21 protein-coding genes are annotated in these 22,268 nt (G+C 51.5%); 9 read left to right on the plus strand and 12 right to left on the minus strand.

The genetic code is table 11. The annotated features are described in order from the left end of the window. Positions 1-10: 10 nt before the first annotated feature. The 5 genes from AACZ19_RS16260 to secA all read right to left on the minus strand — a co-directional run bounded on the left by AACZ19_RS16260 (position 11) and on the right by secA (position 5,353). Complete coding sequence (locus tag AACZ19_RS16260; RefSeq protein WP_339635549.1) at positions 11-826, minus strand: hypothetical protein; 816 nt, start codon at positions 824-826, stop codon at positions 11-13. Between the two features lie 121 nt (positions 827-947). Next, positions 948-1,445 (minus strand): CarD family transcriptional regulator, encoded by a 498-nt coding sequence (locus tag AACZ19_RS16265; protein WP_339635550.1) that lies wholly within the window; start codon positions 1,443-1,445, stop codon positions 948-950. Between the two features lie 276 nt (positions 1,446-1,721). After that, positions 1,722-2,060, minus strand: coding sequence for a ferredoxin FdxA (fdxA, locus tag AACZ19_RS16270; protein WP_339635552.1), 339 nt, complete (start codon positions 2,058-2,060; stop codon positions 1,722-1,724). Positions 2,061-2,177: 117 nt separating this feature from the next. After that, positions 2,178-2,636, minus strand: coding sequence for a TerB family tellurite resistance protein (locus tag AACZ19_RS16275; RefSeq protein ID WP_339635553.1), 459 nt, complete (start codon positions 2,634-2,636; stop codon positions 2,178-2,180). 35 nt (positions 2,637-2,671) lie between these two features. Beyond that, a complete protein-coding gene (gene secA, locus AACZ19_RS16280; RefSeq protein ID WP_339635554.1) occupies positions 2,672-5,353 on the minus strand; it encodes a preprotein translocase subunit SecA in 2,682 nt (893 codons plus the stop codon). 329 nt (positions 5,354-5,682) lie between these two features. Between secA and AACZ19_RS16285 the strand changes: the two genes are divergently transcribed. Further along, positions 5,683-6,651, plus strand: coding sequence for a peptidylprolyl isomerase (locus tag AACZ19_RS16285; RefSeq protein WP_339635555.1), 969 nt, complete (start codon positions 5,683-5,685; stop codon positions 6,649-6,651). A gap of 64 nt (positions 6,652-6,715) precedes the next feature. Here AACZ19_RS16285 and AACZ19_RS16290 read toward each other — a convergent pair whose 3' ends face one another. Next, complete coding sequence (locus tag AACZ19_RS16290) at positions 6,716-7,156, minus strand: DUF1178 family protein (RefSeq protein ID WP_339635556.1); 441 nt, start codon at positions 7,154-7,156, stop codon at positions 6,716-6,718. 98 nt (positions 7,157-7,254) lie between these two features. On the opposite strand from AACZ19_RS16290, the gene AACZ19_RS16295 reads away from it, so the two are divergent. Then, positions 7,255-7,764 (plus strand): class I SAM-dependent methyltransferase, encoded by a 510-nt coding sequence (locus AACZ19_RS16295; RefSeq protein ID WP_339635557.1) that lies wholly within the window; start codon positions 7,255-7,257, stop codon positions 7,762-7,764. Positions 7,765-7,774: 10 nt separating this feature from the next. Here AACZ19_RS16295 and AACZ19_RS16300 read toward each other — a convergent pair whose 3' ends face one another. The 3 genes from AACZ19_RS16300 to AACZ19_RS16310 are packed head-to-tail and all read right to left on the minus strand — an operon-like array spanning position 7,775 to position 9,803. Then, positions 7,775-8,629 carry a carbon-nitrogen hydrolase family protein gene (locus AACZ19_RS16300; RefSeq protein ID WP_339635558.1) on the minus strand — a complete coding sequence of 285 codons (855 nt, stop codon included), beginning with the start codon at positions 8,627-8,629 and terminating at the stop codon, positions 7,775-7,777. A gap of 18 nt (positions 8,630-8,647) precedes the next feature. Beyond that, positions 8,648-8,908, minus strand: a complete 261-nt coding sequence (gene grxC, locus AACZ19_RS16305; RefSeq protein WP_339635559.1) for a glutaredoxin 3 — start codon at positions 8,906-8,908, stop codon at positions 8,648-8,650. A gap of 43 nt (positions 8,909-8,951) precedes the next feature. After that, positions 8,952-9,803: a ComF family protein gene (locus AACZ19_RS16310; protein WP_339635560.1), complete on the minus strand. Its 852-nt coding sequence runs from the start codon at positions 9,801-9,803 to the stop codon at positions 8,952-8,954. A 23-nt stretch (positions 9,804-9,826) separates the two neighbouring features. On the opposite strand from AACZ19_RS16310, the gene AACZ19_RS16315 reads away from it, so the two are divergent. Then, a complete protein-coding gene (locus AACZ19_RS16315; RefSeq protein ID WP_339635561.1) occupies positions 9,827-10,723 on the plus strand; it encodes a methyltransferase domain-containing protein in 897 nt (298 codons plus the stop codon). A 296-nt stretch (positions 10,724-11,019) separates the two neighbouring features. On the opposite strand, the gene mutT is transcribed toward AACZ19_RS16315, so the two are convergent. The 3 genes from mutT to ubiG all read right to left on the minus strand — a co-directional run bounded on the left by mutT (position 11,020) and on the right by ubiG (position 13,527). Then, a complete protein-coding gene (gene mutT / locus AACZ19_RS16320) occupies positions 11,020-11,424 on the minus strand; it encodes an 8-oxo-dGTP diphosphatase MutT (protein WP_339635562.1) in 405 nt (134 codons plus the stop codon). A 10-nt stretch (positions 11,425-11,434) separates the two neighbouring features. Beyond that, a complete protein-coding gene (gene argJ, locus AACZ19_RS16325; RefSeq protein ID WP_339635563.1) occupies positions 11,435-12,667 on the minus strand; it encodes a bifunctional glutamate N-acetyltransferase/amino-acid acetyltransferase ArgJ in 1,233 nt (410 codons plus the stop codon). 74 nt (positions 12,668-12,741) lie between these two features. Further along, entirely contained in the window at positions 12,742-13,527 is a 786-nt protein-coding gene (gene ubiG, locus AACZ19_RS16330) for a bifunctional 2-polyprenyl-6-hydroxyphenol methylase/3-demethylubiquinol 3-O-methyltransferase UbiG (protein ID WP_339635564.1), read from the minus strand. Between the two features lie 158 nt (positions 13,528-13,685). Between ubiG and AACZ19_RS16335 the strand changes: the two genes are divergently transcribed. From AACZ19_RS16335 to hisS, 6 genes are all read left to right on the plus strand, one after another. Beyond that, positions 13,686-14,906 carry an aspartate kinase gene (locus tag AACZ19_RS16335; protein WP_339635565.1) on the plus strand — a complete coding sequence of 407 codons (1,221 nt, stop codon included), beginning with the start codon at positions 13,686-13,688 and terminating at the stop codon, positions 14,904-14,906. 1 nt (position 14,907) lies between these two features. After that, positions 14,908-15,951 (plus strand): nitronate monooxygenase, encoded by a 1,044-nt coding sequence (locus tag AACZ19_RS16340; RefSeq protein ID WP_339635566.1) that lies wholly within the window; start codon positions 14,908-14,910, stop codon positions 15,949-15,951. Continuing rightward, complete coding sequence (gene ptsP / locus AACZ19_RS16345) at positions 15,952-18,216, plus strand: phosphoenolpyruvate--protein phosphotransferase (protein ID WP_339635567.1); 2,265 nt, start codon at positions 15,952-15,954, stop codon at positions 18,214-18,216. A gap of 162 nt (positions 18,217-18,378) precedes the next feature. Next, positions 18,379-19,707 (plus strand): RodZ domain-containing protein, encoded by a 1,329-nt coding sequence (locus AACZ19_RS16350; RefSeq protein WP_339635568.1) that lies wholly within the window; start codon positions 18,379-18,381, stop codon positions 19,705-19,707. Between the two features lie 125 nt (positions 19,708-19,832). Further along, positions 19,833-20,978 (plus strand): flavodoxin-dependent (E)-4-hydroxy-3-methylbut-2-enyl-diphosphate synthase, encoded by a 1,146-nt coding sequence (ispG, locus tag AACZ19_RS16355; protein WP_339635569.1) that lies wholly within the window; start codon positions 19,833-19,835, stop codon positions 20,976-20,978. A 37-nt stretch (positions 20,979-21,015) separates the two neighbouring features. Beyond that, the gene (gene hisS / locus AACZ19_RS16360; protein WP_339635570.1) at positions 21,016-22,260 is read left to right on the plus strand and encodes a histidine--tRNA ligase; all 1,245 of its coding nucleotides are present in this window, start codon (positions 21,016-21,018) and stop codon (positions 22,258-22,260) included. Positions 22,261-22,268 lie beyond the last annotated feature (8 nt).

Raw genomic sequence — 22,268 nt, forward strand, 5'->3', positions numbered from 1 at the left:
AGATCTGTGTCTAAGTTGGGACGCTGATCTGGTCCACGGTCTTACCATCCAAATTAAAGCAGGCGGCTTCCAGAGTTCCGCCGTAACCGGAACCGCCATCCAGCGTCACCGTATAAGGTGTTACAGTGACTCCACCATGTTGCTTTTCAAAGCCGCGGATGACTTTTCGAAAGCCTGAATAGGAGGTGTTAATTTCTTTAAAATGGCGGTTCCCCCACCAGAAGCTGTCATTTTGTTCGACAACAGGCAGGTTGGGGTCGATACCGGCATGAACGAACAAAAGTTCACCACCTTCTGTAAAGGCCGCCCGGCGAAGCGCGATCAGGATATCGTTATGTCCTGGCTGTTCCCGGATTTTTTCGCGAAGGCGATTTGTCCATTTGGTTGTGGCAAGGGTGCCTTCACGAATGTAGCGTCGGGTTTCCTCTTCGGATTCGCCATATGCCTCGAGCGTGTAAGCGATATCATTTGCAATCATCCAGTTAAAGACATCAGTCGGTTGCGGAGCGAGCTGTAGCTGAAGGAGGTTGCGTAGAATTTCTTCCTGCGCGCCACGCAAAAAGACGATATCTTCGGGTATCATTCCGGGCATGCAAAGTCGGTTTATACGAAAGGATAGCAATTCGTCCAATACGGCTTTTATGCCTGATCCGCGGCCAAGATAGTTTCCAAGATATACAAGGCGGTCGCCATGTTCCCACCGGCGGGCAATTTCATCATGAATAGTCACCAGTGCCGCCGCTTCCCCATGGATTGAGGCAACAGCCCAGACACGTCTGGTCGCGCTTAGGCAACCAAATTTTTCTTTGTAACTACTTGATTTCATAGTTTCTCACAATGAAACCTTGTGGGGATATTGGCAAGTCTTCCAGAAGATTTTCATCAAATTATTATAGAAAAGGCCCGGAATTTCTTCCGGGCCTTGATATATTCTTCTTTTATGAAAGTCAGGCGACTTTCAAAACCTTTTGAACCTTCTCCGTGGCTGCGTCAGCCTCGATCTGTTCGACAACGGCAAGCTCACGTGAGAGCCTTACCAGCGCGGCTTCATATATCTGACGCTCGCTGTATGACTGATCCGGCTGATCGTCATTCCGGTGCAGGTCGCGGACAACCTCGGCAATCTGGACCGGATCGCCAGAATTGATTTTTGCTTCGTACTCCTGGGCCCGACGGCTCCACATGGTCCGCTTGATGCGGGCGCGGCCCTTGAGGGTATCGAGTGCGGACTTCATCTTCTTTGGTGAAGACAAGGCGCGCATGCCGACATTCTTGGCTTGCTTGACCGGCACACGAAGGGTCATTTTCTCATGAGCAAAATCGACCACATAAAGCGTCAGGGCCATGCCTGAAATTTCCTGCTCTTCTATGCTGATAACCTGTCCAACACCATGAGTTGGATAGACCACATGATCAAGCGGGGCGAAATCCATTTCTTTTGTCATTTAAGTCCTTCTCATCAACCGCGGGAATTCCCGAATTCCTGTGATGGCGCAAAAAAAAGCAGCTGCATTTACAGCGCTGCAGATCATTACAGAATCCATCAAAAAAATAGGCCAAGCTATATTTGGCGCAAACAGCAATACACGCAATTTGCACGCCACCCCTACTATAACAAACCTAAAGCATGGGGTAACCATAGCACGATTCTAGGCTAAAAGCTAATAATGTTATTTAATTTCTGAGAGTTTTACGTAATTTCCGACGTGTAATGACAGAAATTACCCTTGTCCACCGGGCTTGGGGCTGAACTCAGTTTCATATTTATTGGGCTTGTCCTGCCATTCCTCGGCATCCGCAGGCTGGTCGCCTTTTTGCGTAATATTCGGCCATACTTCCGAGTACTCGCGATTGAGTTCCAAAAATTTCTCGGCGACTTCTTCCGTGTCGGGAAGAATTGCTTCGGCGGGGCACTCCGGTTCGCACACGCCGCAGTCGATACATTCATCGGGATGTATCACCAGCATGTTTTCGCCTTCATAGAAACAGTCGACGGGGCAGACCTCCACGCAGTCCATAAATTTGCAGCGGATGCAATTTTCGGTAACAACGTAGGTCATCTATTTTCTCCAGTCAGTTCGTGGAAGCAACAAAACACAAGACATGGATGTCTTTCCTAACGGATTATCGCTAATAACAGGGAAAAACAACCCTAAAAGCATCTCGGGCAGGAAAAATTAGTTTTCCGCAATACCAAGGCGGGCCATAACCCTTTTACGGGCGATGCCGCTGTCCCGGTCACTCACATAGATCAGTCCGGCGATGCGACGGACAAGGTTGGCTTCATATTTGCTGAGAACGCCATCTGCATAGGCAACCTCCCATAACATTTCGATCATTTGCACTCTCGTCTCGATGGGAAAGCTGTCTTTTACTGCCCGCGTAAAATAAAAAAGCTGATCTGATTCCGCTTGTGCCTCTTCCGCGTGAGCAACAAGCTCACGGGCCTCAGCATCGGATGTTTCGTAGTGCCGAATCATGACATCAACGATGGCCTCACGTTCGACATCTTTGAAATCGTCATCGGACAGAGCGGCTTCAATCAGGAGAGCGGCCGTTGCGACACGTGCCTCATCCTGAGTTTTTGGCTCGGCCGTACTATCCTCGGATAGCAGAGATTTTAGAAAGGAGATCATATGGTTGCCTTGAAATAGCTTTTGTTTTTATGCCTTCAGACGCGGCCGTGACACTGCTTGAATTTTTTCCCTGAGCCACAAGGGCAGGGAGCATTGCGTCGCACCTTGCCCCAGTTCTCCGCATTATCGCCGTCGGTGTTGATATCGGGAGCGTCAAGTTCGTTCTCTCCGGTAACCGGATCAATATGAGTTGCTGTTATTTCCTGCTCGTCCGGTTCGGGGCGCTTTAGCTGCTCCGCCGGATTTTGCAGATGAACGTGCGAAAGGTAGGTTGTTACCGTTTCACGCAGCTGGTTCAACATCATCTCGAACATATTGAAGGCTTCGCTCTTATATTCATTGAGCGGGTCCTTCTGGGCGTAGGCGCGTAGCGAAACACCTTGGCGCAACTGATCGAGCTGGAGGAGATGCTCCTTCCAGGCTTGATCGAGTATTTGCAGAAGAATGCTTTTCTCGACCATGCGCATGACGTCGGAACCGTAACGAACGGCCTTTTCCGCCATCTTGCGATTGGCGTGATCTTTCAGGCGGTCACGGATTTCCTCATCGGCAATCCCCTCTTCAGCCGCCCATTCGTCTACAGGAAGCTCAAGAGAGAGCGTCCGGGCCGCTTCGAGTTTCAGCCCCTCCACGTCCCACTGCTCCGGATAGGCCTTCGGAGGAATATGGGTGGCGACCATATCATCGATCACTTCATTGCGCATGGTGGTGACCGTCTCGGAGACATCTTGCGTATCCATCAATTCAATGCGTTGCTCATAAATGACCTTGCGCTGATCATTCATGACATCATCGAATTTCAGAAGGTTTTTACGGATATCATAGTTACGCGCCTCGACTTTTTGCTGCGCTTTCTCCAAGGCTTTGTTAATCCAGGGATGGACAATAGCCTCCCCTTCTTCCAGGCCGAGTTTGCGAAGCATGCCATCCATCCGCTCAGAGCCGAAAATACGCATCAGGTCATCCTGAAGCGAGAGAAAGAAGCGTGAGGTGCCGGGGTCCCCCTGCCGACCGGAACGACCGCGGAGCTGATTATCGATACGCCGGGATTCATGCCGTTCTGTGCCGATGACAAACAGGCCGCCTGCTTCCAGTACCTGCTTGCGCTGCTCGGCTATCTCGGCTTTGATCTCGGCGGTTACCTTGGCAATTTCCGCCTCATCCGTCATTTCCTCGGTTTTGGCGGCAATCCTCATTTCCTCGTTACCGCCGAGTTTGATGTCCGTTCCGCGTCCCGCCATATTCGTGGCAATTGTGACGGCGCCAACACGTCCGGCCTGACTAATGATCTCCGCTTCCTGTTCATGATATCGGGCATTCAGGACCTTATGTGGGATTTTCTTCTGCTTCAGCAATTCCGATAACATTTCGGATTTTTCAATAGACACCGTGCCAACAAGGACGGGCTGGCCGCGTTTCAGGCAATCCTCAATTGTAATGACAATTGCATTATATTTTTCTTCGGCCGTACGGTAAACTTCATCATCTGCATCCGCGCGTGCGACAGGGACATTTGTCGGAATTTCAATAACTTCCAGACCATAAATTTCATGAAACTCATCCGCTTCCGTCGATGCCGTGCCGGTCATGCCTGAAAGCTTTTCATACAGGCGGAAATAGTTCTGGAATGTAATGGAAGCCAGAGTCTGGTTTTCCGGCTGGATCGTGACCTTTTCCCGGGCTTCGAGAGCTTGATGCAATCCTTCAGAGTAGCGCCGCCCTTCCATCATGCGCCCGGTGAATTCGTCAATAATGATAACCTTGTCGTTCTTGACGATGTAATCCTTGTCTTTCTCGAAAAGTTTATGGGCGCGAAGAGCCTGGTTCAGGTGATGAACAATCGCCACATTCTCCACGTCATAGAGATTGTCGCCCTTAAGAAGGCCTGCCTCATCCAGTACCCGCTCGATATCTTCGGCGCCATCCTCCGAAAAGCCAACGGTTTTTGTTTTTTCATCGACCTCGTAGTCGTCGTCCTTGAGGTTCGGGATCAAAGCATCGATGGCGAGATAAAGGTCGGAGGAATCCTCGGCCGGACCGGAAATAATAAGAGGTGTCCGCGCTTCATCGATCAGGATACTGTCCACCTCATCGACAATGGCATAATGAAAACCTCGCTGCACCATCGCTGATTTCTCATACTTCATATTGTCGCGAAGGTAGTCGAAGCCGAATTCGTTATTTGTGCCGTATGTTATGTCGGCCTGATAGGCCGCCGCACGTTCCTGTTCATCAATACCATGAACAATACAGCCGACTGTCAGGCCGAGCATAGAAAATACCTGTCCCATCCATTGTGAATCACGCCGGGCGAGATAATCATTTACAGTCACGATATGCACACCCTTGCCGGTCAGGGCATTAAGATAGGCAGGCAGGGTGGAGACAAGTGTCTTACCTTCACCGGTTTTCATTTCGGTGATCTTGCCCTGATGAAGAACGATGCCACCAAGAAGCTGGACATCATAATGGCGCTCTCCTAGAGCGCGGGAGGCTGCCTCTCTCACGCAGGCGAAGGCTTCGGGTAGAAGATCATCGAGCGTTGATCCTGCCACAAGGCGATCTTTGAATTCCTGGGTCTTTGCCAATAGTTCGCTGTCGGACAATGGCTTGATCTTATCTTCAAACGCATTGATTTCGTCAACTTTGGTTCGAACAAGTTTAAGTGCCCTGTCATTCGGTGACCCGAATAACTTCTTGGCAAAGGAACCGAACATATCTGACTAAACTCCAGTCATGGGTTGTTTTTTCTGGGTGCGCTGTTTCGTGCGCAGAGGTTATGTCTTAAATAGTCTCACTTTGAGGGCAAAACCAGCTTAATAAATATTCAGACAGATAAGGGGCAAGCGCAGTCATGTCAATCTATCCGGCGCGGAAGGGGCATAAAGGTGTCGGATTTAATGGTAAAAATATGGAAAAAACCAGTTCCCGAGGAACAAAGGTTGTTATGAGTTGAAATATTACTATATTCGCTTGAAATCTTCGCCTGCGGGAGCTCAGTAACTTGCTCCTAACCGCATATAATATTAATCGGGGTTCTAATACTATGAAATCACTACATTATTTCGCTCTGGCGGTAGTCGCCGTGCTTTGTCTGGTCATCGGATATTACGTTGGCACACAAAGTGGCGCGATACCCGGCCTGGATATGGTTGCCTCGGATGATATGAAAACGGAAGAGACCAAGGCATCCGAAGAACCGGATAGCGAAGTCCTGGCAACCGTGAATGGGGAAAATATAACAGAGGCGGATGTTGCGACTCTTTATAGCTCCCTGCCACAGCAGTATCGTCAGGCGCCAATGGCTATGATCAAGGAACAGCTGTTACAGCAATTGATCAGCATGGAAGTCATCTCCCAGGCGGCCGAGAAAGACAATCTGCATGATAGCTCTGAATACAAGGATCGGCTTGACGCTGTGCGGACGCAGCTAATGCAGGAATTTTATATCAAATCCAAGATTGATGAACTTGTAACGGATGAGCTGCTGCAAGAAGAATATGAAAAGAGCATTGCCGGTTTTACACCTGAAGAACAGCTGCATGCGCGACATATTCTGCTCAAGACAGAACAAGAAGCCAATGATGTAATCAAGTTGCTGGATGACGGTGGCGATTTTGCCGAGCTTGCCAAAGAATACTCGACTGGCCCCTCTGGTCCGAATGGTGGTGATCTCGGTTATTTTGCAAAAGGCAGCATGGTGCCGGAATTTGCAGATGCGGCCTTCAATCTGGAAAACGGTGAGTATACGAAAGCGCCTGTAGAAAGTCAGTTCGGCTTTCATGTCATCAAGGCTGAGGACCGCCGCAATACCGAACCGCCAACCTTTGAAGAGAAGAAACCTGAGCTTCGTTCCAAGGTAAGCAATTCGGTGATAGACGAGCTGATTGAAGAATTGAAGGCGGATGCCTCCATTCTCCTGATGACGCCGGCTGAGGATGAAAAAGCAGCGGAAGAATCGCAGGAAAATTCGTCTACGGAAGATACGAAAATGGAAGACGACAAGAAAGAGTAAGCGGCTTTCGTGTTTTCAAAAAAAGGCCCGGAACTTCCGGGCCTTTTTTATATGATCTAGTGTTTCAGCTGTTTGTCGCGGGAAGCCAGGGAATCTCGTTTATTTCGACACCTTCCTCGCTTAATTCCCGACTTTCCTCCGCCGTCGCCTCTCCGTAAATGCCGTGCTTTTCCACTTCGCCATAGTGAATTCTACGGGCTTCTTCGGCAAACCGTGTGCCCACATAATCGCAATTTTCTTCAACTGTTTTGCGAAGTTGTCGAAGAGCAGACATAACCATGGCGGCCTGATCCGATTCCTGGCTGGCAGCTTTTTCACGCTTTGATCTCTTCGTTGTTCCTTTGCGTGGGACGGACGGTGCCATCGGTGCCTTGCTCACAGTCGTTGATCCGCATACGGCACAAATCACATCGCCCGCGTCCGCTTGCTCGTCAAAGGTCGCGCTGTTTTTAAACCATGCTTCAAATACATGGGTATTTTCACACTTAAGGTCGTATTTAATCATCTGCAAAAAACGGTAAGTAGTTGAAAATATCTTCTATTAAGAAATAATCGTTTTCCCGTTAAACACAAGTTTTTAATCTATAGAAGCAAGGTGTCGGCATGCGCTCAATATCACCATGGATTGAAAAACATGTGAACCTTATCCCGAAGGATCAGGCTGTTATCGACGTGGCATGTGGCAATGGTCGCCATAGCCTGTTCTTTTTGGAACAAGGGTATGAGGTTACTGCTGTTGACATTGATACGTCAGCGATTGCGGGCAATGAAGGACGAAGCGGCCTATCGATAGTCCAGGCTGATCTTGAAGGGGCGCCATGGCCTTTCAGACCCGAGAGCGTTGGTGCAATAGTCGTCGTAAATTACCTTTGGCGCCCCTTGTTTTCGCATCTTCGTGAAACCCTCAAACCGGGAGGGATTCTGCTCTACGATACATTTGCGCAAGGGAACGAAAAATATGGGCGACCCCGGAATCCGGATTTTCTGTTGATGCCGGGAGAGCTCTCAGAACAATTGAGCCAGAACTTCGATATAATTGATTCATTCGATGGCTATATAGAAAACCCAGTCCCGGCCTGTCGTCAATCCATCGCCGCAAGAAAACGGACCTGATCAGGGAGTCTTATTCAGCCGCATCGGAAACCGACTCGGGTGCCTGCAAGGTGAAGTCTACAATATTGCTTAAATTCGGAACCTGGCGGCGGCGCTTTTCTGCTTCCGCCAGATCTATTCTTGCCGTGATGAAGCCCGGCTCGTTACCGCCATCGGCGAGCACTTCCCCCCAGGGATCAATAATCAGTGAATGACCATAGGTGCGCCTTTTCTCTGAATGTTGTCCGCACTGGGCAGGGGCAATGACAAAAGCGCCATTTTCAATCGCCCGCGCCCGCAACAGGACATGCCAATGCGCTTGGCCAGTCGTCGCCGTAAAGGCCGCCGGGACGGTCAGGACCTTTGCGCCATTTAATGCCAATTGCTGGTAGAGATGGGCAAACCGCACATCATAACAGACTGAAAGGCCGAACGTTCCCCATGTTGTTTCCGCGAGTTGCGCCTTGTTTCCCGGCGCATAGGCGCGACTCTCTTTATGGCTTTCTCCGTTGCTAAGTTCCACATCGAACATATGGATCTTGTCATATTGCGCGGCAATGCCGCCATCGGGCCGGATCAGGAAAGACCGATTAGCGAGGCGATCATCATCGGGTTTCTTGATAACAAGAGAGCCCGCCAGAATCCAGGCGCCAGTTTCTTCCGCCAGTGCGCGGAAGGACTTCAATGTAATATCATCCTCTTGATATTGTGCTTTGGCGCGCGCTTCCGCCTTATTCGGTTCCAGCATATTCGTTACTTCCGGTGTCGCAATAAAGTCAGCGCCCGCACTCACTGCTTCCCGGATCAGCGTCGTTGCAATATCAAGGTTTCCCTGCACATCGCCTGTGCTCGTCATTTGTATGCAACCTGCGGTGAATGAAGACATGTTATCCTCCTCTCGGGATCAGTTGATTCCCAAAATATGGTCCAGAGTTCCTTTGGCATCGAGCATATGGATCATATCACTATCGCCAATATGCTCCCCATCGACAAAAATCTGCGGAACTGTATAAGCGCCATGGGCCCGTCGGGTCATTTCCTCCCGAAGATCTCCGTCCACCGTTACGTCAATTTCCTTGTAATCGGCCCCCTTGTTATTCAACAGCTTTTTTGCGCGGGAACAAAAGGGGCAGAACATCGTTGTGTATATTTCTATGTTTTTCATCAAGTGCTTCTTAAAAAATAAAGGACATGCCGGTATGATTTTATCATATAATGTTATTTGCTGCTCTGACAACGCGGCTGAAGGTTAAAACATCTACATTCAGAGCTCCGGCATCAAGCAGGCATTTGCTGCAGGCCTCAACCGTGGCCCCTGTTGTCAGAACGTCGTCTATTAGCAGAATCCGCGCCCCTTTTAACTGTGAAATGCGGGCCGGATTTATCTCGAATGCGCCGCGCACGTTGCGGAATCTGGCCCGCGCGCTCAATCCACCTTGCGTTCTGGTATGATGCTTTCGTATGAGAAGGTCGAGTATAGCAGGCTTGTCGCCTAGCTTTGATAATTCCCGGGCGAGCATCGCCGACTGGTTGAAGCGTCGCTGGATCAGCCGCTGCCGATGTAACGGAACAGGGCATATCATATCACAACCGTCAATCAGGCTCAGCCCGGCGCGATTCATCCACTGTGCGAAGGTCGGAGCCCGGTTCGTCTGGTCCGAATGTTTATAGCCAAGGATCATATCCCGGCTTGCCTCATCATATTTGAGAACAGCGCGCGCCTTGGAGTAGGCCGGTGGCCGTTTGAGGCAGGCGGCACAGATCATGCCGTCGCCCGCGTGATACTCAAACGGGTAACCGCAAATATCGCAGAATGGAGCCGAGATATAAGTCATTTCAGGCCAGCAGCGACTACAAAGATTACCAGGGCTGTCGATTGGCTCAGAACAATTTACGCAGCCTGGCGGAAAGACGGCATCCAGTGCCGTCTTTTGCATGTGACGAATAATTTGGCGGGCTGAAATGGGCATGTCCGCAAAATTATACGGTAAACATGATGGAAAATATATCTCAAAAAAAGGCAGGGTAACGACATATACTCTAGGTAATTGTGTCCCCATTTAGAAAATGCCATAAGGGCAAAATGAGAAAATCAACCTCGTTAATAGATCCAGATCATATTCTGTTTGATCGCAGAGCAGTGGCGGATCATCGCCGCCGCGCCGCCCGGATAGACTGGCCGCGGCACCGGTTCTTGTTCGACGAGGTGGCCGCGCGATTGGCCGAACGGCTGCTGGATATCAATCATGATTTCGGGCTAGCTCTCGATCTTGGCGGAAGGGGGGGAGGATTTGCGGAACAGGTGATCTCCTTGGAGAAGGCACAACGTGTCATCCGCACCGATATATGTGAAGACATGTTGCGCGAGGTAAAAAACGCTGCTGTTGTATTAGACGAGGAGTTTTTACCCTTTAAGCCCGAGACATTCGATCTTGTAGGGAGCGTACTAGCCTTGCACTGGACGAATGATCTGCCCGGTGCGCTCTCGCAGATACGAAGCATACTTAAGCCTAACGGGTTGTTCTTAGGGGCGCTGCTTGGCATCGACAGCTTGCAGGAATTGAAATCCTGCCTTTTTGAGGCAGAATCGGAGATTAAGGGGGGCGTTAGCCCCCGCGTTTCGCCTTTTACAGAAGTTCGGGATGCCGGAGCGTTGCTTCAAAGGGCAGGGCTGGCCTTGCCGGTGACAGACACAGAGATGATCACACTAAAGTACGAACATCCGTTCGCTCTTATGCGTGAATTGCGCGGAATGGGTGAGGCAAATGCCCTCATGGCGCGCCAGAAAAATTTCACCGGCAGCAAAGTCCTGATGCGCGCGGCGGAATTATATCTGGATCGCTATGCCGACGAGGACGGTCGAGTGCCCGCGACATTCCAGATAATATACATGACGGGTTGGTCACCCCATGACAGCCAGCAACAGCCGTTGCGGCGTGGCAGCGCAAGGCATAGTATGAGCGATTTTCTCGAAAAATAATGTCTATTGCCGCAATGAGGTCGCGAAGAAAACCAAGCACATCATCGGCAAAACACAGGGTCGGCTCAAGAAAATTATGAACCGAAATCTGTGCTTAGAATAAAAGTAGTTGATCTAAAGCAGTTTTTGGTTTGTAATTTCTAATGTAGACTTGACGAATGTCGAGGCATCTGGTGCCTGCCTTAATTTCGAGCTCAAGATATTGAGATATGGTCTACATGGGCCGGCCTTTGGATGAGGAGAAAGTCCAAATGCCGGCCTTTTTAGTTTAGAACATTTTACTTGGAGGCTTTCTGCTACAGCAGGTCGCGGAGCATGGCGATCAGGGGTATATCGGCCGGAGGCATCGCAAAATCCCCAAGTCTTTTCACGCGCACCCATTTGAGGGTTTGGCCTTCAATCGGGCGAGGTGATCCGCTCCAACGTCGACAGACGTAAAGTGGCATCAATAGATGGAACTTTTCATATGTGTGGCTCGCAAACGTAAAAGGCGCAAGACAGGCCTCCGTCACATCGATGGCGAGTTCCTCTTTCAGCTCCCTTATAAGGGCAGCTTCCGGTGTTTCTCCTGCCTCGACCTTGCCGCCCGGAAATTCCCAGAGCCCGGCCATGCTTTTTCCTTCGGGACGCTGGGCAATCAGGACGCGGTTGTCGTCATCAACGAGCGCAACGGCAGCAACAAGAACAGTCGGAAAAGACATCACAGGGCTCTTAACTTCGGTAATCGGCATTAATCTCGATATAGCCATGCGTCAGATCACAGGTCCAGGCAAAAGCGGAACCCTTTCCAACTGCGACATCCACCTCAATCAGGATCTCCTTGCCCTGCATATGCGGCATGACATCCGCTTCGCGGTAAGAGGGTGCACGGACGCCATTCTCGGCGATCAGGATACCGCCCATCCGGAGGTTCATTTTGTCACGATCCGCCTTTTCGCCTGATTTACCGACGGCCATAACAACCCGGCCCCAGTTTGCATCCTCCCCGGCAATCGCCGTTTTCACAAGCGGGGAATTCGCAATGGCAAGCGCGATAGTCTTTGCCGAGGCATCACTTGCTGCACCACTCACTTTAACCGTGATGAACTTGCTCGCGCCTTCCCCATCGCGGGCGACCTGCTGCGCCAGGTCCGTCATAATCTCCAATAATGCGCGTTTGAAATCATCGAGGAGAGGGTTTGCTGTTTGTTGCGAAGAATCATTTTCAGCGGCGCCGGTCGCAAAAAGAATGACAGTGTCACTGGTGGATGTATCTGAATCCACAGTAACGCAATTAAAGCTTTTCTCATTCGCTTCCGATAATAATTCCTGCAGGACATCTGCGGGGATCACCGCATCTGTAAACAGGAAGGCAAGCATGGTCGCCATGTCCGGCGCGATCATTCCGGATCCCTTTGCAAAACCTGCAAGCCAGACTTTTTTCCCTCCGATGGTGGCCCGTGCGACGGCCCCCTTGGCGAAGGTATCGGTAGTCATGATGGCTTTTGCTGCCGCTTCACCCGCTGCAGAAGATAAGTCTTCGGCAAGGCGAGGAAGAAGTTCAGTGATTTTCTCCGTCGGGACGGGTTCGCCAATCACGCCGGTAGACGCGATATAAATCTGCTCCGGTTTGGCGTTGAGCAGTCCGGCTGTTGTCGTTGCCGTTTCTTCCACCGTTTTACGACCCGCCGTGCCGGTAAAGACATTTGCTATACCGGCATTGACGACAAGTCCCCGTGCGGTGCCTGTGGACAGGATCTCACGGTCCCAGTCAACCGGGGCGCCCGGCATGGAGTTCTTTGTGAAAACGCCGGCGACGGTTGTCCTGTCAGAGAATTCAGCCAGCATGACGTCATCGCGGCCTTTATAGCGCATACCTGAATTACCGGCGGCAAATCGCACGCCTTTGATTTCCGGAAAATCGGGAAACGCAGCAGGGGCAAGCGGTGACGGTTTCAGTGACATGTCAGTTCTCATTACATCTAAAAGCTACCCAATAGGGCAAATTGATCGGTGCGGTCAATTCGGTTTTAGCGTGATTATGCGGGTTTTGCAGCAGCAAGTAGATAATTGATGCTGAGATCCTTGCTGATATGCCATCGATCTTCGAACGGGTTATAAGTCGCGCCGGCAATATCCTTGACCGTGAGATCATTGCCACGAACAAGGCGGGCGACTTCCGAAGGTTTCAAGAATTTTCTCCAGCTGTGGGTCCCCTTGGGCAGCCATCGGAGAACATATTCTGCGCCGACAATCGCAAAGGCGAAGCTTTTAGCTGTGCGATTCAATGTTGCCACAAACATGATGCCGCCGGGTTTGAGCATGGTGGCGCAGGCCTCAATAAAGCCTTCAATATCGGCGACATGCTCAATAACCTCCATGTTTAGGATAACATCGAATTTCTCTCCTGATGCGGCGAGTTCCTCTGCCGTCGTATGGCGATAGTCGATATCAAGACCGTTTTTTTCGGCATGGAGCGCCGCAATCTGTATATTTTTCCGGGAGGCATCCGCGGCGATTACGTCCGCACCCAATCGCGCCATCGGTTCAGACAGCAATCCGCCACCGCAGCCAATGTCCAGAACTTTCAATCCGGTAAAAGGCTTCAGCTTGACCACCGCATCACCTGTTTGCAGGCCAAAATGAGCAACGACCGTATCGCGAACGTAACCAATTCGAATCGGATTGAATTTATGCAGGGGCTTGAATTTGCCGTTCTCATCCCACCATTCTTCGGCCATGGCCTCGAAGTTGGCAATTTCATCTGGATCTACCGATTTTGCCTTCACTGCGTCGTTCATAATTGCCTCTTCATCGGACGCCATAAAAATGTCAGCCTTATTGTATTAAATTCGCCGCGGAGCTTGCCCCGCAGGCCTCCTTAAGTATATGTATACGCTGCTTTGGAGCCAAAGGGCAAATGTGACTACATACATCTTTTTTTGAACCCTTGCCATGGGGCAGGGGGAGGGGTAATGCGGCCATGGCGCGGCTGGTGATGAAATTCGGGGGGACCTCGGTCGGCACGGTAGAGCGGATCAAGAATGTTGCCCACAAGGTAAAAAGGGAAGTTGATGCCGGTCATGAGGTGGCGGTTGTCGTATCCGCGATGTCCGGTGATACGAACCGGCTGGTTGATCTCGTCTCTGATATCTCTGTTTTGCACGATGCTCGGGAATATGATGTCGTTGTCTCCAGCGGCGAGCAGGTAACTGTTGGCCTTCTGTCGCTTGCCCTTCAGGGGCTTGGCATATCGGCACGATCATGGCTGGGTTGGCAGGTCCCGGTTAAGACGAATGCCGTTCATAGCGCCGCTCGGATCGAAAGCATAGATTGTACAGAGATTATCAAGCGATTTGAGGATCAGCAGGTGGCCGTCTGTGCCGGTTTCCAGGGGATTGGCTCGGACAACCGGATCACGACGTTGGGCCGGGGCGGTTCCGACACTTCCGCTGTTGCGCTGGCCGCAGCTCTTAAGGCGGATCGTTGTGATATTTACACGGATGTGGACGGTATTTATACCGCCGATCCACGGATCGCGACAAAAGCCGCCAAACTTGATAAAATTACCTATGAGGAAATGCTGGAGTTGGCGTCCCTCGGCGCCAAGGTCCTTCAAACCCGCTCCGTCGAGATGGCAATGAAGCACCGGGTGAAGCTGCAGGTACTCTCAAGTTTCGAAGATTTACCGGGAACATTGGTTGTAGATGAGGAAGATATCGTGGAACAACAGGTTGTGAGTGGCGTTACCTACACCCGTGATGAAGCCAAGGTGACATTGCAACAGGTCGCAGACCGACCGGGGATGGCAGCGCTTGTCTTTGGCGCGCTGGCAGACGCAAATGTCAATGTGGACATGATCGTTCAGAATGTCTCCGAAGATGGCAAGGCCACGGATCTTACCTTTACTGTTGGTCGCAAGGAAATGAACCAGGCGCTTGCCGTTCTGGACCAGCTGAAAGATAAGGCCGCGTGCAAAGCCATTGTTCCCGATCCGAATGTTGTGAAAGTGTCTATCGTCGGAATGGGGATGCGTAGTCACTCTGGTGTGGCCAAGACCATGTTTTCTGCGCTTGCGGAAAAAGGGATTAATATTCAGGTGATTTCAACCTCTGAAATCAAGGTCAGCGTGCTGTTGGCTGAAGAATATACGGAACTTGCAGTGCGAACTCTTCATACTGCCTTTGGACTGGATGCGGCGTAAGATGGACAAGATGATGAAGAACGGGCCTCAGACGATCGAGATGGCCTGGAAGCGAGGTTGTGATTTCCTTGGGACTAAATACGCGATTATGGGCGGGGCGATGTCCTGGGTTTCGGAGCGTAATCTGGTCGCCGCAATTTCAAACGCCGGGGGATTTGGGGTTATTGCCTGTGGAGCGATGACGCCAGAATTGCTTGATGCCGAAATCAAGGGAACGCAAGCCCTTACGAAAAAGCCGTTCGGTGTAAATCTGATCACCATGCACCCCGATCTCGACAAACTCGTTGACACCTGCCTCGCTAACGATATTGGACATGTGGTGCTTGCGGGCGGCGTCCCGTCGAAGGAAACCATTTCCAAAATCAAGGAGGGTGGGGCCAAGACCATTTGTTTTGCGCCAATATTGGCGCTTGCCAAGAAGCTGATCCGCACGGGCGCAGATGCTCTGGTCATTGAAGGGATGGAAGCCGGCGGGCATATCGGGCCAGTCTCGACCAGTGTGTTGGCGCAGGAAATCCTGCCGCATATTACGGAAGTGCCTGTTTTCGTGGCGGGCGGCATTGGCCGCGGTGAAGCGATCGCAAATTATCTGCGGATGGGGGCATCCGGCTGTCAGTTGGGCACAATGTTTGTGTGCGCACATGAATCCATTGCCCATCCAGATTTCAAAAAAGCGTTTATTCGTGCGAATGCCCGTGACGCGGTCACAACGGTTCAGGTGGACCCCTTGTTTCCGGTTATCCCCGTGCGTGCTCTCAATAATGAAGGTGGCAAGAAATTCATTGAGACACAGCATGCGGTGATTGCGAAGTATAAGTCCGGTGAGTTGGATCTTGAAGCTGCACAGCTGGAAATTGAGCATTTCTGGGCAGGTGCATTGCGTCGGGCCGTTATTGATGGCGATGTTGAATTCGGCTCTGTCATGGCGGGTCAAAGCGTGGGCATGGTCAAGAAAGAGCAATCAACGACGGAGATCGTCGAGGAACTGGTTGCGCAGGCCCGTGCAGCGCTTGCGGGTTCTGAAGTGGAGAGGAATACCTCATAAATGAGTGGCCTCGGCATCAGCGCGCCCAGATTGCTTCTACGCAAGCTCCACCAGGTTATGGCGGGGCATGGCGATGCGGAACAACGGCTGAGTGAGATTGTCCGCCTGATTGCAGGTAACATGATTGCCGAGGTCTGTTCTTGCTATCTCAGGCGAGCTGGCGACGTACTGGAGTTGTACGCAACTGAAGGCCTTAAAAAGAATTCTGTACATCAGACCCGACTTCGCTTTGGAGAAGGTCTGGTAGGTGACATCGCCGCCCGGGCCCGACCGCTTAATCTTTCGGACGCACAATCCCATCCGCAGTTTGCCTACCGCCCGGAAACAGGCGAAGAAGAATACCATTCCCTGCTTGGCACACCAATATTACGTGGAGGACGGGTAATCGGAGTTCTGGTAGTCCAGAACCGCACCCGCCGTATCTATACAGATGAGGAAGTGGAGGCCCTACAGACCGTTGCGATGGTTGTCGCGGAACTCGTCAGTTCCGAAGAGATGGTCGCATCGACGGAATTTTCCGACACCGCCGGCAACGCGACATTGCCGCATCACGTCAGCGGGAAGGTTCTAGCAGAAGGGTTGGCGGCAGGCTATGCGATGCTGCATGAACCCAGAATAGAAGTGCTGCGGACCATTTCTCAAGATCGGGCAAAAGAGCTGAACCGTTTGACTTCCGCTATAAGCGCCCTGCAAAGTTCGGTTGACAAGCTATTGCTGGCGACCAACACAATATTGACGGACGAATCAAAGGATATCTTTGAAGCCTATAAGATGTTTGCCCATGACAAGGGCTGGCTAAAAAAATTACATGATGCGGTTGGGACCGGTCTTACCGTCGAAGCTGCGATCAAGCGTGTACAGGATGATACGCGGGCCCGGATGAAGGAAATCAATGACCCTTATCTACGGGAACGGCTGTCAGAACTCGATGATCTAGCTAACCGCCTATACCTGCATCTTGATGGAAGGGTTCAGATCGACCGCCGCAACCTTACCAAGGACACGGTGGTGATTGCGGCTAATATGGGAGCTGCGGAATTGCTTGACTATGACCGTCGGCATCTGAAAGCAGTAGTATTGGAAGCCGGTACGCGGGCCAGCCACGCCGCAATTGTCGCCCGAGCTCTCGGGGTGCCGGTAATCGGTCAATGTGCGAGCATTCGTGAGAATGTGGAGCAGGGAGATTTTGTCCTTGTTGATGCGGAACATGGTCAGGTTTTCCTGCGCCCGGGTGAAGATGTCCAGGAAGCCTTTTCAAGAAGTCAGAATCAGCGCGAGCAGCGTCAGGCAAAATATGCGGCGCTCCGTGACAAACCTAATATATCAAAGGACAACATACCGCTTAGCCTGAACGTCAATGCAGGGTTACTGCTCGACATTGATCACTTTCCGGAATTTGGCGCGGATGGTATTGGACTTTTCAGAACGGAGCTGCAATTCATGGTGCGCTCCCAGATGCCGAAAGTAGATGAGCAGACTGAGTTGTATGCGCGTGTGCTGGACAAGATGGAAGGAAAGCCAGTCATCTTTCGGACACTGGATATCGGCGGTGACAAAATGCTGCCATATCTTAAAACTAAGGTGGAGGAAAACCCCGCGTTAGGATGGCGGGCTATTCGCATTGGTCTTGACCGACCAGCGTTGCTCCGGAGTCAGCTTCGGGCGTTGGTCCGAGCGGCGGCAGGACGGGACTTGTCCTTGATGTTTCCAATGATTGCGGAAGTGTCGGAGTTTTTGGAAGCAAAGGCTATCTTGAACAAGGAGATCGAGCGGGCGAAGCAAAAAGCGGGCGGCGCGCCGCTAAGTGTGAGAGTAGGCACCATGATCGAGGTGCCCTCAATTGTTTGGCAGCTGCCGCAACTTTTAAATGAGGTTGATTTTATCTCGGTCGGATCAAATGATTTGATGCAGTTCTTTTTCGCCGTTGATCGGGGAAACCCAAAAATCAGTGATCGGTATGACACATTGAGTCCGACCCTTTTGGCATTGTTCCGGAATATTGCCGAACAATGTGAAAAAGCAGATAAACCGTTCTCGATTTGCGGCGATATTGCAGGTCGGCCGTTGGAGGCGATGGCGCTATTGGGATTGGGTTACCGGAATTTTTCCATGTCCTCAGAGGCATTGGGGCGGATCAAGGAAATGGTGCTTAGTACAGATATCGGCAAATTGGAAAATTATGTTCGCAGTCTTTGTCTGTCGCGGGACCATTCCGTGAGGGATCAATTGCGGTCATTTGCCCGGGATCACTCAATCATTATATAAGAGATTGAAGTTTACCTAATTTTGCCGATAATGTCGGCAAAGCTGTTGTGACGAAATAGAAAACTGTATGTTTGGCGTTCGATTATGGCGAGAGACAGCAAGCGACGAGATGTCGTGACACAACCTAACTTGTTCGGCAGAAATGCGTCCAAGGGAAATAGGGTGTCATTTCAAAAAGCGGAGGAAATTATTGAACCGGAAGATGAAGCTCCCCTGACCGTTGGTGCACGGCTACGGGAAGCGAGGGAAGCGAGAGGGCTGTCGTTGCACCAGGTTGCGGATATCCTTCGCTTGCGCGCAAGTCAGGTCCACGCGCTGGAGGAGGGAAACTTTAACAGCCTTCCCGGGCAAACATTTGTAACCGGTTTCCTGCGATCTTATGCCAATTTGCTGGATCTTGATGCCGTTGCGATCGTAGAGTTGTATAAGCATGAAGAAGGCGATGGCCTCCGTGTTCCCTCACTTGCGTTTCCTGAACCTTCGACAGGGGGGCGAATGCCAGGTGCGGGTATATTGCTTGGAACGCTCGTTTTCGCTTTGATATTGTTGGCAGGATGGTTTTTTTATCAGGAAAGCGAAAGCCTCGATTTTGAGCGGGTTGCGGAATTGCCGGAACATCTGGCAAGCAAAATCCGTGATTTGGAGGTGATGGAGTCGGATGAAACCGCTGCCACTGCCAACGCGGTTTCAGAGAATGAGACTCCGAAGAACATGGCGGAGATTCTGCAGACCTCGCCGACCACTGAAGCCCCGGTAATTAATGATGAGAATGCGACAGTCCAGGCGGACAATGGAAATCGTGTGGCGGGAAACCCCGACGATATGACGCAGCAGCCGGAAGCGAGTTCTGAAGTAAATATGGAGTCGGATACCAATACCACTGTTGCGACAGAGCTTTCTCAGGATAATATGGATGCTGACGTTGCCACGACTGAAGAGACGGTAGTTCCGGCGTCTTCAGACTCAGTTTCCGCGGATACGACCGAAGTCACTGAAACTGCGCCCGCCGCAGAAAATGTGGAGAGCGAAACGGAGACGGCGGCAACGGTGTCTGATCCAGATGAGGGGGCTGAAACCCAGACAACGTCACCTCAGCAGACTGAAGTGACCACCGCCTATCCTCAGGATACATTGCAAACAGCAACACCCGGAGAGCCCGCAACGGCGACGGAGGGATCACCGGCGAGCCCGATGCCGCGGACATTCGGTGTTGAGAATACGGATGCCCGCGTTGTTCTACGCGCAACGGAAGAAAGCTGGGTTGAAGTGAAGGCAGAAGATGATAATCCGGTGTTATCACGGGTCCTTAATCCCGGTGACACCTATATGGCGCCGAATACGCCTGATCTTAAGCTGACAACCGGTAATGCCGGCGGACTTGAAATACGGGTTGATGGCAAGGAAATCAAATCGCTTGGCGGAACGGGCTCGATTATACGGGAAATACCGTTGGCGGCGGAGAGCCTGCTAGAAAACAACGGTTTGCAATAGCTATTGCTGTCTGCGAGTAGAGAATGAAACAATGGAATAACTTGTATTTTCCATCGTAAACAGCCATTTTAGGCGAAAATAGCGACTGCAGCATTTTTTGACGCCATTTTATAAAGTATGATCCCATGAGCATCAGACCTTACAGAGAGATAAACCGCCGGAAATCTCGCCAAATTTATGTTGGCGATGTTCCCGTTGGTGGTGATGCACCGATTACGGTGCAGTCGATGACCAATACGCTGACATCGGACGCCAAGGCGACGATTGCACAAATTCATGCGTTGGAAGAGGCAGGGGCGGACATTGTCCGGGTTTCCTGTCCGGATGAGGCAAGCACCGCAGCGCTCAAAGAGATTATCCGGGAGACGCGAGTTCCGATTATCGCGGATATTCACTTTCATTATAAGCGTGGTATCGAAGCAGCGGAGGCAGGCGCGGCCTGTCTCAGGATCAATCCCGGAAATATTGGTTCGCCTGATCGTGTGCGCGATGTGGTAAAAGCGGCGGTGGATCATAATTGTTCCATGCGGATCGGCGTGAACGCGGGCAGCCTTGAACGTGAACTTCTGGAAAAATACGGCGAGCCCTGCCCGGAAGCGATGGTGGAATCGGCGTTGAGCCACGCCCGTATTCTTGAGGACAATGATTTTTTCAACTTCAAGATCAGTGTGAAGGCGTCCGATGTCTTTCTTTCTGTTGCTGCCTATCAGGGGCTGGCTGACGCTTGTGACTATCCGCTTCATCTTGGCATTACGGAAGCTGGCGGGCTGTCATCCGGCACGGTAAAATCTTCTATCGGCCTTGGCATGCTGCTCTGGTCGGGGATTGGCGATACAATCCGGGTATCTCTCTCTGCAGACCCGGTGGAAGAGATAAAGGCTGGCTATGAAATTCTGAAGAGCCTGGGGTTACGACGCCGGGGCGTCACAATTATTTCCTGCCCGTCCTGTGCGCGGCAGGCCTTTCCCGTAATCAAGACCGTGGAACTGCTGGAACAGCGACTGGCGCATATCCAGACACCACTCACCCTTTCGATCATCGGCTGCGTCGTCAACGGCCCCGGTGAAGCGCGGGAGACTGATATCGGCCTGACCGGCGGCGGCAAGGACAATCATATGGTTTACTTGAGCGGTGTTACGGATCATAAAGTGGCAACCGGCGATATGGTGGACCATATTGTAGAATTGGTCGAAGCGAAAGCTGCTGAACTGGAAGCTTTGAATGCGGACGGTAATGTGGCTGAATCCCATGCCGTCCAGCGTATCGCCTGATCCTGCCTCGAAAGTATTTACTAAACGGAGAAAAGACGTGTCACTACCCCAGCCAGTCCGCGGCACCCATGACCTGTTGCCCGAGGATTTCGTACGTCACGTCCATGTGATCGGCACAGCGCGGGATGTGGCGGCGCGATTTGGCTATGCGGAGATGGCAACGCCGATTTTTGAGTTCACCGAGGTTTTCGCACGGACGATGGGTGAGAGCTCGGATGTTGTGTCGAAGGAAATGTATTCCTTTGAAAGCCGCAGCGGGGAAAGCATGACGTTGCGGCCTGAATATACCGCCGGGATTTGCCGTGCTTTCATCAGCAACGGCCTGCAACAGAATGTGCCCTTCAAAGTGTTCGCGGCCGGTCCGATGTTCCGATATGAACGCCCGCAAAAAGGTCGGCAGCGGCAGTTCCATCAGATTGATGTGGAATGCATCGGCGCTCCGGAGGCCAAGGCGGACATTGAGGTGATTGCTATCGGAGCGTCGATCCTGACGGCGCTTGGAGTGATGAAGGATTGCTCGCTTGAGATCAATACACTTGGCGATCAGGAAAGCAGACAAACTTATCGCGCTGCTCTCGTTGAGTACTTCAGCGACCATAAATCTGACCTGTCGAAGGACAGCCTAGATCGGCTCGGGCGTAATCCCCTTCGTATTCTCGACAGCAAGGATAAAGGTGATCGGGTTATTGTTGAGAAAGCGCCGTTATTCAATGACTATCTCAACAACTTCTCTAGTGAATTTTTCGATGAAGTGCTGGAGGGGTTATCACTGCTTGGGATTGACTACACGCTAAATCGGCGACTGGTGCGGGGCCTAGACTATTATACCCATACTGCCTTCGAATTTGTGACAACCGCGCTCGGGGCGCAAGGGGCAGTGATCGCCGGTGGACGCTATGACGGACTCATAGAGACGCTCGGGGGCAAACCAACTCCCGGAATCGGTTGGGCCGGCGGGATTGAACGTCTTGCTATGCTTATTGAGGATGTCCCGGCTTCCGTCCGTCCCATTGCCATTATTCCGGTCGGGGATGCGGCGGAGGCTATCGCGGCGAAACTCGCGTATCAATTGCGGCAGGACGGCCTTAATATTGAAATGGCGTTCAAGGGCAATGTTGGCAAGCGCATGAAGCGGACAAATAAGCTGAATGCCCGTGCAGCTGTCCTGATCGGTGAGGATGAACTTGCCCGCGACGTTTGTACTCTTCGCGATCTCGATCAGGGTGAGCAGCGTGAAGTTGCACTCTTGGATATATCAGCTGCGCTCAGCGCTCTCGATTAAGGTTAGGC

It is taken from the genome of uncultured Sneathiella sp., from assembly GCF_963973085.1.
GTDB lineage: Bacteria > Pseudomonadota > Alphaproteobacteria > Sneathiellales > Sneathiellaceae > Sneathiella.

Excerpts from the sequence above, each read along its gene's own strand:
- AACZ19_RS16260 (WP_339635549.1), bottom strand. The coding sequence starts at position 826 with ATGAAATCAAGTAGTTACAAAGAAAAATTTGGTTGCCTAAGCGCGACC.
- AACZ19_RS16265 (WP_339635550.1), bottom strand. The coding sequence starts at position 1,445 with ATGACAAAAGAAATGGATTTCGCCCCGCTTGATCATGTGGTCTATCCA.
- fdxA (WP_339635552.1), bottom strand. The coding sequence starts at position 2,060 with ATGACCTACGTTGTTACCGAAAATTGCATCCGCTGCAAATTTATGGAC.
- AACZ19_RS16275 (WP_339635553.1), bottom strand. The coding sequence starts at position 2,636 with ATGATCTCCTTTCTAAAATCTCTGCTATCCGAGGATAGTACGGCCGAG.
- secA (WP_339635554.1), bottom strand. The coding sequence starts at position 5,353 with ATGTTCGGTTCCTTTGCCAAGAAGTTATTCGGGTCACCGAATGACAGG.
- AACZ19_RS16285 (WP_339635555.1), top strand. The coding sequence starts at position 5,683 with ATGAAATCACTACATTATTTCGCTCTGGCGGTAGTCGCCGTGCTTTGT.
- AACZ19_RS16290 (WP_339635556.1), bottom strand. The coding sequence starts at position 7,156 with ATGATTAAATACGACCTTAAGTGTGAAAATACCCATGTATTTGAAGCA.
- AACZ19_RS16295 (WP_339635557.1), top strand. The coding sequence starts at position 7,255 with ATGCGCTCAATATCACCATGGATTGAAAAACATGTGAACCTTATCCCG.
- AACZ19_RS16300 (WP_339635558.1), bottom strand. The coding sequence starts at position 8,629 with ATGTCTTCATTCACCGCAGGTTGCATACAAATGACGAGCACAGGCGAT.
- grxC (WP_339635559.1), bottom strand. The coding sequence starts at position 8,908 with ATGAAAAACATAGAAATATACACAACGATGTTCTGCCCCTTTTGTTCC.
- AACZ19_RS16310 (WP_339635560.1), bottom strand. The coding sequence starts at position 9,803 with ATGGGGACACAATTACCTAGAGTATATGTCGTTACCCTGCCTTTTTTT.
- AACZ19_RS16315 (WP_339635561.1), top strand. The coding sequence starts at position 9,827 with ATGAGAAAATCAACCTCGTTAATAGATCCAGATCATATTCTGTTTGAT.
- mutT (WP_339635562.1), bottom strand. The coding sequence starts at position 11,424 with ATGTCTTTTCCGACTGTTCTTGTTGCTGCCGTTGCGCTCGTTGATGAC.
- argJ (WP_339635563.1), bottom strand. The coding sequence starts at position 12,667 with ATGTCACTGAAACCGTCACCGCTTGCCCCTGCTGCGTTTCCCGATTTT.
- ubiG (WP_339635564.1), bottom strand. The coding sequence starts at position 13,527 with ATGGCGTCCGATGAAGAGGCAATTATGAACGACGCAGTGAAGGCAAAA.
- AACZ19_RS16335 (WP_339635565.1), top strand. The coding sequence starts at position 13,686 with ATGGCGCGGCTGGTGATGAAATTCGGGGGGACCTCGGTCGGCACGGTA.
- AACZ19_RS16340 (WP_339635566.1), top strand. The coding sequence starts at position 14,908 with ATGGACAAGATGATGAAGAACGGGCCTCAGACGATCGAGATGGCCTGG.
- ptsP (WP_339635567.1), top strand. The coding sequence starts at position 15,952 with ATGAGTGGCCTCGGCATCAGCGCGCCCAGATTGCTTCTACGCAAGCTC.
- ispG (WP_339635569.1), top strand. The coding sequence starts at position 19,833 with ATGAGCATCAGACCTTACAGAGAGATAAACCGCCGGAAATCTCGCCAA.